Here is a 10,430-nt window from a genome sequence, read left to right on the forward strand (position 1 = left end):
CGTTCATGCATTTTTTCTCTGATGTACGGAAAGGCCGATATATAGCAGGAACCATCCGATACAATGAGCCAAAAGTATAAAAATATCTTTTACCACCACCGCCCCGCTGCCGGTCGATACGTCCATTATGCCCTCGAAAGTCGCCTGCGAGGGGACAAGGTAGAAGACCGCAGATAGAAGCGGCTGACGGATTCCCACAAGAAAACGTAAAATTGGTACAGCCATAAAGAATATCATAACGATTTTGATATAAACTACGCCAACCATCAGCCCGCTGGAGGTTCTTCCGATGAATAAGCCTATCAGTGCGGCCACAAATGCGGAAAGGACAATGAGCACCAGCATAAGAGCCGCATTTTTTAAAGTTAGCCGGAAGCAGATACAAACCGTAATAACGGAGGACAGGCACCCGCAGATAAAGCCGACAGAGAGCTTCTGCAAGATATATCGGCTGTGGGACATTGGCAATATCTCGTTGATACATGCAACGCCGTCCTCCTTTTCAGAAATCATGTTCATAGCGTTAAAGGTGCATCCCATAAACATTGCGACAATCAATGTAACAGCAATAAACATATCTTGAAATCCAGCCATCACATCGGGCCGTTCTAATATATGGACCTCTGTCTGCCCGGCGGCTTGTCGCTGTTCGTATAGGTCCGGGAGTGTATCCGCCGTTTGGCGGAATATATCCAGCTCGTCGCCGGATAGCATCGTTTTTATGCCGCTTCCATCCGCTTTTACACCGATTAGATTTGTAGACGGCTCTATGACCGCCTCGGTCAGTTCTTCCATCGTTTGATATACCGTCACCGGGCCATACCGTTCCAGCCATGAAACTGTTTGCGTCGGCAAACCGCCTTGCAGAACTCCAAAATGTAACTCCCCCAGCGTAGTGAAGTCAATTGTGCCGACAAAGTTCAAAGCGGCCGCAACGACAATGGGCAATAAAAAGGTCATCAGACAAAACTTGTCACGCAGCACGCTTTTCAGTTGGTAGCGTAATCCTTTCATATTCAGCTCTCCTTTCCCATTTCCCTGCGGAACGCGCACTGTACGCCCGCAAATAATACCGCGATTGCAGCCAGACACCCCAGATAGTAGACATGGCTATCTGTGGGAGTTCCAAAGTAAGCATTTTTCAGGCCCATATACATATGAAAGAACGGATGATATTGTATCCAATCCAGCTTTACCGCTGTATTAGCAGACAAAAACACCGGGGTAGCCACAAAAATCGCAATCAGAAGGTAAGCCAATGTAAACTGTCGGAAATCTTTCAAAAGCAGGGCGCAGGCCAGCCCGATCAAGGCCATGACCAAGGACAGGAGCGCCGTTTGATACAGCACCGCTGGCAATATGGCTGCGGTCTCCAATCGTCCAACATTCAGCACAGTAAGAAGTACTGCAAAGACAAGATCCGACAGCAGGAAGATTGCCAGCTTAGACAGGACAAACAGATTCTTACTCAAGGGCACAATAGCATGGACACGGATAACTCCCATGTCTTTTTCCTTGAACAGCACAGCGGCAATCCCTAAAAATCCAACAGCGGCAATTTCAAAAAACAGCAGTTCACAGGTTATCTCTTTCCTCGCCTTTTGTTCCGGCGTATTAGAGCCAATCACCTCTGCGCTGTAATTCCCTGACGGCTGCAGGAGAGAAAGCGCGTAGTCGGTACGGTGACGGTCTGCATGTTCTGATGCTTCACAGAGTATAAGCTGTGGCTCCCCGGCGCTGGCATCTATGCCCACGCCATCGGTATCTTCGAGCAAGATCGTGTCAAGCGCTTCTTTTGATGAGACTCTCTGAACGAGCGTAGATACTGTTGTCTGCGTTCCGACAGGGTCATACAGGTACACATTGTAAGCTTCCGCTTCCATGAATTTGATATATCCAAAGTTCACGTACAAGGTGTAAAGGACCAAAAATCCCAATGACATGAGGAAAAACTTCCCGGAAACCATCATCCGGCAATCTTTTTTGAACAGGGAACAAAAGCTTTTCCACATTAAGACAGCCCCCTTCCCGTATATTTGATAAAAATATCCTCCAGCGTCGGCTCCTGTGAATGGACGCTGATAATCTCGTCATGTGCAAAGGGAATACCCGCCTCTAATTCCGAGGCCTCTATCGTCTGCTCTTCTCTCCTCCCCCGGTACAGATAGTCAATCCTCACGCGGTGATTGCTGTTCTGCTCTTTCAGGCTCTTGGGCGTATCCAGTGCCATGATATTGCCATTGGACAGAAAGGCCACCCTGTCACACAGCAGATCGGCATCCAGCATATTGTGGGTAGTCAAAAATACCGTTGTCCCTTTCCTGCGTTCTTCCTCAATGATTCTGCGGAATAAAACAGCACCGGACGGGTCAAGCCCACTGGTCGGTTCGTCCAGGAACAGCAGCCTGGGATTGCTGATCAGTGCCCGTGCCATGCTTGCCCGCTGCCGCATACCCTTTGAGTAGGACGAAACAGGCTTTTTCAAGAAGTCCGGCTTAAATTCCAATTCATCCAATACTTCCTCGATGCTGCGCACCTGCTCTTTCGGATAGAAAGAAGAAAAATATCTGAGATTGTCAACGGCGCTCAAATTGGCATACAGATATGGAAACTCAAACAATACTCCAATTTTCCGAAAAAACTCCTGCGTATGTGCCGCAGAAATGTCCTGCCCGAACAGGGATACCTTGCCAGCCTGCCCTTTCAAGATTCCGGTCAGGATTTTTTGGGTCGTTGACTTCCCGGAGCCATTCGGTCCCAGAAAGCCAAAGATTTCTCCATCTTCCACGGAGAAATTCAGGCCTTGCAGCACTTGTTTGTCTTTGCCGTAGGAATACGTCAAATCTTTTACTTCAATCATTCATCCTCACCCCATTTTCCGTGCTGTTCCTTTTTCTTCTCCTGCTCCCGCTTGCTCCACCACTTCACGAACTTAATCTTCAACGGGACAGAGATTGCCAGCACCGCTACAATCACCAGACACCAGTACCACTCCAAACCTAAAAATGTCATAGAATTCCCTCCTTCGTCTGCGAGAGCCGACTGCCCTCTTATTGAGATGAATTTACGAAAATTAGGTGAAGTCGGTGTGAGCCCGGTGTGAAGCTGGCGTGAAATCGCAAAAAACAGAAATGGCCCTGCCTTTTAAGTAAATGGCAGGGGTGTTTATCAAACACATTTTTATTTGACGGATGGAATAAAAAAATAAAATTGGACGCCATTGGAACAATTTTTCACGCCGAATTCAAACTTCTGCATGGACAGAATTTGCGCGACGATGGCAAGCCCCAGTCCGGAGCCGCTGTATTTGGAATTGCTGTCCCGGTAAAATTTTGTCCACAGTTTTGGCAGGTTCTCCTCGGGAATGGGCGGACTCTGATTATAGATGGAAAAATATAGTGTCCCCGCCTGCTCCATCAAGGTCAGCTTCAAAATACCATCCGCAATGACGTTCTTTTTTGCGTTGACAATCAGATTGTCTAGCACCTGCTCCATACGGGACTTATCCGTATAGACATAGACCTTGTGCTCTGGCAGTTCGTAATGCAATTCATAGCAAGCATCCGGCACATCAATCAGCAGCCGCCCGGCGACGGTCTCCAGAAATTCCACGAAGTCAAACCGTTCCGGGTTAAGCCGCGAAGTTCCGGTTTCCAATGCGGATAAATCTAAAAGTGTTGTAATCAGTCCGCTCATTCGTTCTGTTTCCGTTATGATTATATCCGAATACTTCCGCTTTTTGCCCTCGTCACGTTCGTCCTGTAAGCCCTCGGCGTAGGCGCGGATAACGCCAAGCGGTGTTTTCATCTCATGGGAAAGCTGGTCCGCCAGTGCTTTTCGCTCGGCCAGCAGCTGCCGCTCCTGCTTCACATCTTGTTCAAGCCGCATATTAGCTGCTTCCAGTCGTGCAAGGGTCTCTTGCAGATTATCAGCCATCGTATTGATGCTGAAAGCCAGTTCCCCAAATTCGTCATTGGTGGCAATAGCGCAAGGGACGGAAAAATCCAGCTCCGCCATCTTCCGGGCCGTTTGATTGAGCTTTGAAATGGGCTTTGAAATAAATCGCCCCATTAGGAAATCGACAGCAAGAACAATGGCAAGCACAAAAAGGAACCAGACGGCAAATGAAACATCAGGCTCCATTTCCAGCCTCGTTGCAAGGATGTATGAAAGGATAAGCAACATACCGGCCAGCTTAGATACCACCAGTATCTTTTTACGGACTGTCCGCAGTGAAAAATTATCATTTAATTTCATACTGTTACCTCGAATTTATAGCCGGAGCGGATGAGGGTAACGATATGTTTCCCTTCGTTGCCTAGTTTCTGCCGCAAGGTTTTGATATGGGTGTCTACTGTCCGGGTGGTTCCCCCGAAGTCATATCCCCAGATTCTGTTCAGCAGCTGGTCGCGGGTGAATATCTGTCCCGGGTTTGCCATGAAGAGATACAGCAGTTCATATTCCTTGTGGGTTAGAGCAATCTCCTTTCCGTCTATGAATACTTTGCGGGAGGACGGCACTACCGTTATCTTTCCGAAGTTCAATGCGTCAAGAGGGGCCGAGGAAGAACGGCGGAGCAGGGCGTTTGCCTTAGCAAGCAATACTTTGGGGCTGAAAGGTTTTGTCATGTAGTCGTCGGCCCCATATTCATAGCCTTTCAGCTTATCGTTTTCACCACTTTTGGCCGTTAGCATGATAATAGGCATATTGCTCATTTCCCGTGCCATTTTGCAGACGGAAAAGCCGTCCAGATGGGGCATCATTACGTCCAGTATCATAAGATCCATCGGATTGTTTTTCAATACCATCAAGGCGTCCACACCATCGTCCGCTGTGAAGCAGGTATGTCCGCCCCGCTGCATATACGTGGCAATGATGTCCTGCATATTCTTTTCATCTTCAACAATCAATATATTCGCCATTGAAAATCACTCCTTTCCGCCTTACCGTTGCTTATAGCGTCGATCTTGCGGCTTTTTGCTGCTATGGGGATTAGCCGAATTGTAATATCTCGCCCGGAGATGCTGGTTTACGGTCAGGGCGTCTGTGTACCCTCTGTGAAATGTATATGGGTTGTCCATCTCTGCGCTGCCGATGCCTCCCCATATACATCATAGTTATAAGATAACACATTCGTCCCCTGCCTGCCAGTCAGGTTTGCGACCGAACCTCTGCCGTAGTACATGCCCTTGATGTTTCCTGATGTTCCACGTTCTATTAGCGACTCTGCGTATAAGGATTTACATCATTGATATTTCTTGCTCTGTATCTTTTTGCCCGAAATCTGCGCCATCCTTTATATCACGCCAAACAATCCATTGCTTGAAAGAAAAATACCTTAAACAAGCGTCTAATGCCACTTTTGAAAAACTAATCTAGACCATGCCTGATAACAAATAATCCTCTTTTACAAAACTACACTAAAAAGGCGTACCCGTTAAGAACAAGCCACTTCCGTGGTGTATACATTCTTGACGGGTACGCCCCTTTTATTGTTTAGAGAAGACAAAAGGATATAAGTATAAGTCTACTAATAGAGATCTTGCAAGAAAGAATCACTCAATCCAAGTGTCCTTTTCGCTATCTCAAGTTACAAATCCATCCGTCCAGTTATCCTGATTCACTTCATATGCATCAATATAAAAACAATCATCTGAAAATCGACAGAATCCTTTTTTCATCTTAAATTTCTCTTTAACTTCCTCTGCTTTTTCTCGAGAGCTATATATACCAATAATTTATGTCTCCTCTGCTTTTATATCTTCGTAAATCTCATATTCATAACTATGTTGAAGTAAGTATACTTTCATCTTGCCACACTCCTCTATTAAAACTATATTTATATAAAAAATTTACTAACTTGATGACATATTATATATAAATATAATTATTTAATATATATCAGAATCATTTAATTTCTTCCATCTGATCCTCTCTGCTGCTATCCATGTTCCTCTACTCGAATTAATATCCTCTGTTTTTAAGTTTTCCCATTCACTCCAATAAAAGGTCATATTGACTTTAATTAACGAGGCTCCATAAATTATAGCGTCATACTCTTCATCACGTGGCTCTAAATTTAGTTTTTTAATTTTATCAAATTGTACTTGTATTGTACGACAATCTGACATTTGGCTTTGAAAAATAATTTCAACTGTTCGATTCACGTTAATCGGTTGCATCGCTCTATTAACGTCAACATAGCACCCACTAACATAATTCATTTCTTTTATACAACTATCATGAAAATAACAAAATTCTTCCATCAACTCTTTTATATCTTCTTCAGTTGCTATCTCTTTGTAATTCATATCTTGCCTCCTTATTTTCTAACAGCATTATCACCACTCCAGTCCCAGTCAAGTCTATGAGGGACTTTATGGGAACCATTATCTGTATGGTTATAATCTATACCTTGCTTACCGTATAGGACTTCCTGCTGCTCTTTACCTTTGGCTTCGGCTTGATTCCATAGTATGCCTTGACCTTGTCGGCTGTTCTGGCAAGCTTTTTGCCACGCTGCTCAGGAAGCTGACTGTCCGGGGATTGTAATATCTCGCCCGGAGATACTGGTTTCCGGTCAGGGCGTCTGTGTACTCTCCGTTAAATGTATATGGGTTATCCGTCTCTGCGCTTGCCGTTGCCTCCCCATATACATCATAGCTATAAGATAACATATATATCTCTTGCTCTGTATCTTTTAGCCCGAAAGCTGCGCTATTTCTTAAATCACGCAAAACAATCCATTGCTTGAAGGCAGGGAATATGATGACCTATAAGAAAGAGACATCTGAAAACTGGATTCTCGGCGCTTGACCTCGCATAAACTATGCAGATTGTGGAAGCGGTACGGGCAGAAGCTATGATAGCCGGCACTTGGAGAAATACCTGAAACAGGCTTCAAATGCCACTTTTGAAAAACTGGCTGAGACCATGCCTGATAATAAATAATCCTCTTTCACAAAGCCAAAATAAAAGGCGCACCTGTTTAGAATTGTAATACACCAGCGAAGGTCGTTTGTTCTTGACAGGTACGCACCTTTTTTGTCTTAGTATGGACAAGAGGATTTAAAGCAAATTATGTCTACAATCTTACTTCTTTTTATCATTGACATTAATCACTTCCCAACTAAATTTTTCTTTAAAATCATCAAAACAATCTTTACATATCCAATGATATTTATCTCTTGTACAGTATCCCTCATGCAAGTCTTCTGGTGCTTCACTAAATGTATCAAAACAAAATTCACAATGATCATGGTCTCTAATTGAGCTATTAAAGTTTTGTTTTTCTAATTGGACTCCAAAAAGATATTTATCTTGACCCGTATATCTCCAATCACTCTCTAAATCATGAATATTCATAAAAACACCTCTTTTCCCTATTTAGGTACTAAAGAACCATCAGGATATAATCTATACCAGTTCCCATCATTCCCTTTATAATCCCAATGTGGTTTTATTGGTTCTGGATGATTTAGGTCTGGATGTAAAGTTTCTCCCGTCTCTGGATTATACCAATTACCCTCTCCTGAACTAGGGTCACCTTTACCTCTCCATTCCCAACCTTTACCTGGTGATTTTTGTGGATTATTTCCTGGATATTTAGGCGGATTTACTTTCTTATCAGAACCTTTTTCACTATTCTTAGACCCACTTTCCCCCTTACTCTTCTCCGCCTCTTCCCATTTCTTCTGTGCCTTCTCTACGTCCTCTTCGGACTCGCCTGCCTCTATCGGATTCATCCACCAGACGGTTACGGCTACCACTCCGCCAACTATCACATGTGCGGACCCTGACGCCCGTACGGCCCCGCTCACGACTGCTGCCTTACCGGAGTTCCACAGCAGATCCCCGACTGCTGATCCCACCAGTACGCCCGCACTTGCCCCGCCTTTCTGCTTCTTGGCTTTCTCCGCTGTCGTGCAGCTCTTTGCCTCATACCTGGCCACCAGCTTGCTGCCTATCCGTACCACGTTGCGCACCGCTTCGCCAAGGCTCATCTGGCTGCTGCGCCCACGGTTCTTCAGATATGCCGAATAGCCTCCGTATTCCGGTCCGGCATAGATGCTTCCGTATCCACTCTTCCTGTTCTGTGCCCTGCCCACCGTATAGGACTTCCTGCTGCTCTTTACCTTTGACTTCGGCTTGATTCCATAAACTCATTTTATCGCAACAATGGCTCACCGCTTATCTCTCCTATAATTTAACTGTTTTTCCTTTGTGGACTTTTATATAGCTTTAGTATTTAATCTACAATCTTTTATAATATTGATGATATCTTATTTTCCTAAAACACTTTAATTAATGGCTACCAAGTCTGTAAATAGACAATCAAACACCGTTGCCTTATTAAAGTATTTCAGTTCAGTCTCTATTCCCTTAACACCTTTTTTTGCAATATCAACTTTAATTTTTTCAATCCCCTTTTTTTCAAAAAATCTAATTATCTTACTCTCAATTTTCTCCTGTTCCTCGCCTCCCCTGTTTACTGTTATGAATTCCCAACTATTTGCATATGGGTTATATATTGTTTTTTCTTCAAATAAATAAAAAACCGGTTCTAATGCACTTACAAAGACTCTTATATCATATCTTTGATTCCCAAGTCGTTGTATTAATTCTATGTCATCATCAAGGATTCCCTGATTTTTATGTAATAATATTTTAAATTCATAACACCCAGCCTTTTCTTCTGTCCAATCTACAACACTATATCCTTTGCAAATAGCACATAAACTCTCATAAAGCTCCTTCCTATACTCGTCTTTATCATTTTTTAGACTAACTTTCCTTTTTCTAGCCAAATATTCTTTTGATTCCATATAATCTAAAGTCCCATATTTAAGTCCTATTGGATAATAATTATATATTTTCATAATTAATTTATCTATATTATCCTTCTCCAAAATCTCACCACCCTCTACTTATTTTCTATTATCTCCTTTATCAAATCTTTTATCTTTTAATAATTTCTTTGCTTTTTGTGCTGATTTATCTCCTCTTTTAGCTGCTCTCTCAATTTCTTCTTCTGTTGAATCTAACCACTCACTCGGAAATTCTCTATTGATAGCTCCTTTCTTTTTTTCTTGGATGATATCCCTTGCCTTCTTGCTTTGTGATACACTTTCCCCCCTTACTCTTCTCCCCCTATCCGGAGATTGTAATATCTTGCCCGGAGATACTGGTTTCCGGTCAGGGCATCTGTGTACTCTCCGTTAAATGTATATGGATTGTGCGTCTCTGCGCTTGCCGATGCCTTCCCATATACATCATAGCTATAAGATAACATATTCGTTCCCCGTCTGCCAGTCAGGTTTGCGACCAAACCTCTGCCGTCGTACATGTCCTTGATGTTTCCTGATGTTCCACGTTCTATCAGCAACTCTGCGAATAAGGATTTACATCATTGATATTTCTTGCTCTGTATCTTTTTGCCCGAAATCTGCGCCATCCTTTAGATTACGCCAAACAATCCATTGCTTGAAGGCAGGGAATATGATGACCTATAAGAAAGAGATATCTGAATAACTGGTTTCCTCGGTGCTTAATCTCACATAGACTATGCAGAATGTGGAAACGGTATGGGCAAAAGCTATGGTTGATAAGCAAAACCATGACGAAAAGGAGAGCGTTCTCACCTTGGAGTGATTATCAGCATGTTTGCCTGGCGAAATGAGCATTATTGGGAGATTGTTGATTTTCTCTTTTACCGATACTTGGAGAAATACCTAAAACAGGCTTCTAATGTCATTTTTAAAAAACGGATAGATACTATGCTCGATAAAAAATAATCCTCTTTTGCATAGTTTCAATAATAAGGGCGTGCCTGTCAAGAATGTATTGCGCCAACGAAGGTACCTTGTTCCTGACAGTTACGCCCATCTTATTGATTAGAATGGACAAGGAGATTTAAGCATTACTTTGGTTATTCAAATACAATTCCCAAACCACTACAAATCATATGTTTATCTTTACTATTGCATTTAAAAAATCTCCAAGCCTCGTCATCTGTTGATATATTCAAAAAACTTTCAAACGTCATACCATTAGATAAATTAATCCGAATGTCTCCTAATTGACTAATATCAACATTTAATACATAAATTCCGTTTTCATCATTCCATTGTTTTACATTTTCATCAAATAAATTATTTCCCATTCTATCCCAATCAAACTCCTCTGTCCATTGTAAATTAGAACTAGGTTCATATATGTCATTTGAAGTAAGTAAAAGCTTTTGTGTACTATTTTTTATAATTCTCCAAGGGCACTGTATATGAAGTGCATACGTACCTTTTTCTACATCATTCCCTTTATAATCTTTTACTATTATTGTTTTTCCGAAACTAATCCAACACATATCCGAAGCTCTGCCTATTTTTCTAAACGCTTGACCCTCTAGTTCCTTTATAAAACTATTCATAACA

At 42.7% G+C, this 10,430-nt stretch carries 14 protein-coding genes; all 14 read right to left on the reverse strand.

The window, feature by feature from the left end; translation table 11 throughout:
• Nucleotides 1-3: 3 nt before the first annotated feature.
• Nucleotides 4-1,014: an ABC transporter permease gene (locus HMPREF0980_RS06375; RefSeq protein WP_049728243.1), complete on the reverse strand. Its 1,011-nt coding sequence runs from the start codon at nucleotides 1,012-1,014 to the stop codon at nucleotides 4-6.
• Between the two features lie 2 nt (nucleotides 1,015-1,016).
• On the reverse strand, nucleotides 1,017-2,012 hold the full coding sequence (locus tag HMPREF0980_RS06380) for an ABC transporter permease (protein ID WP_049728244.1): 996 nt from the start codon (nucleotides 2,010-2,012) through the stop codon (nucleotides 1,017-1,019).
• Nucleotides 2,012-2,860, reverse strand: a complete 849-nt coding sequence (locus HMPREF0980_RS06385) for an ABC transporter ATP-binding protein (protein ID WP_049728245.1) — start codon at nucleotides 2,858-2,860, stop codon at nucleotides 2,012-2,014. The genes HMPREF0980_RS06380 and HMPREF0980_RS06385 overlap by 1 nt, the downstream gene beginning before the upstream one ends.
• Entirely contained in the window at nucleotides 2,857-3,012 is a 156-nt protein-coding gene (locus HMPREF0980_RS19105; protein WP_198146175.1) for a hypothetical protein, read from the reverse strand. Before HMPREF0980_RS19105 ends, HMPREF0980_RS06385 begins: the two co-directional genes overlap by 4 nt.
• A 168-nt stretch (nucleotides 3,013-3,180) precedes the next feature.
• Nucleotides 3,181-4,257, reverse strand: a complete 1,077-nt coding sequence (locus tag HMPREF0980_RS06390) for a HAMP domain-containing sensor histidine kinase (RefSeq protein ID WP_049728246.1) — start codon at nucleotides 4,255-4,257, stop codon at nucleotides 3,181-3,183.
• A complete protein-coding gene (locus tag HMPREF0980_RS06395) occupies nucleotides 4,254-4,922 on the reverse strand; it encodes a response regulator transcription factor (RefSeq protein ID WP_049728247.1) in 669 nt (222 codons plus the stop codon). The genes HMPREF0980_RS06390 and HMPREF0980_RS06395 overlap by 4 nt, the downstream gene beginning before the upstream one ends.
• A 663-nt stretch (nucleotides 4,923-5,585) precedes the next feature.
• On the reverse strand, nucleotides 5,586-5,738 hold the full coding sequence (locus tag HMPREF0980_RS20025) for a DUF7336 domain-containing protein (RefSeq protein ID WP_442855427.1): 153 nt from the start codon (nucleotides 5,736-5,738) through the stop codon (nucleotides 5,586-5,588).
• A gap of 153 nt (nucleotides 5,739-5,891) precedes the next feature.
• Nucleotides 5,892-6,311: a hypothetical protein gene (locus HMPREF0980_RS06400; protein ID WP_049728248.1), complete on the reverse strand. Its 420-nt coding sequence runs from the start codon at nucleotides 6,309-6,311 to the stop codon at nucleotides 5,892-5,894.
• A gap of 135 nt (nucleotides 6,312-6,446) precedes the next feature.
• The gene (locus tag HMPREF0980_RS06405) at nucleotides 6,447-6,677 is read right to left on the reverse strand and encodes an RHS repeat-associated core domain-containing protein (RefSeq protein WP_049728249.1); all 231 of its coding nucleotides are present in this window, start codon (nucleotides 6,675-6,677) and stop codon (nucleotides 6,447-6,449) included.
• A gap of 415 nt (nucleotides 6,678-7,092) precedes the next feature.
• Entirely contained in the window at nucleotides 7,093-7,365 is a 273-nt protein-coding gene (locus tag HMPREF0980_RS06410) for a hypothetical protein (RefSeq protein WP_049728250.1), read from the reverse strand.
• A 17-nt stretch (nucleotides 7,366-7,382) separates the two neighbouring features.
• Complete coding sequence (locus HMPREF0980_RS06415) at nucleotides 7,383-8,108, reverse strand: polymorphic toxin type 37 domain-containing protein (protein WP_049728251.1); 726 nt, start codon at nucleotides 8,106-8,108, stop codon at nucleotides 7,383-7,385.
• A 192-nt stretch (nucleotides 8,109-8,300) separates the two neighbouring features.
• Nucleotides 8,301-8,909 carry a hypothetical protein gene (locus HMPREF0980_RS06420; protein WP_049728252.1) on the reverse strand — a complete coding sequence of 203 codons (609 nt, stop codon included), beginning with the start codon at nucleotides 8,907-8,909 and terminating at the stop codon, nucleotides 8,301-8,303.
• A gap of 227 nt (nucleotides 8,910-9,136) precedes the next feature.
• Complete coding sequence (locus HMPREF0980_RS06425) at nucleotides 9,137-9,292, reverse strand: RHS repeat-associated core domain-containing protein (RefSeq protein WP_147629780.1); 156 nt, start codon at nucleotides 9,290-9,292, stop codon at nucleotides 9,137-9,139.
• A 636-nt stretch (nucleotides 9,293-9,928) separates the two neighbouring features.
• Nucleotides 9,929-10,426: a hypothetical protein gene (locus tag HMPREF0980_RS06430; RefSeq protein ID WP_049728254.1), complete on the reverse strand. Its 498-nt coding sequence runs from the start codon at nucleotides 10,424-10,426 to the stop codon at nucleotides 9,929-9,931.
• Nucleotides 10,427-10,430: the final 4 nt, after the last annotated feature.

Source organism: Dorea sp. D27 (assembly GCF_001185345.1).
In the GTDB taxonomy this organism is placed as follows: Bacteria; Bacillota; Clostridia; order Lachnospirales; family Lachnospiraceae; genus Extibacter.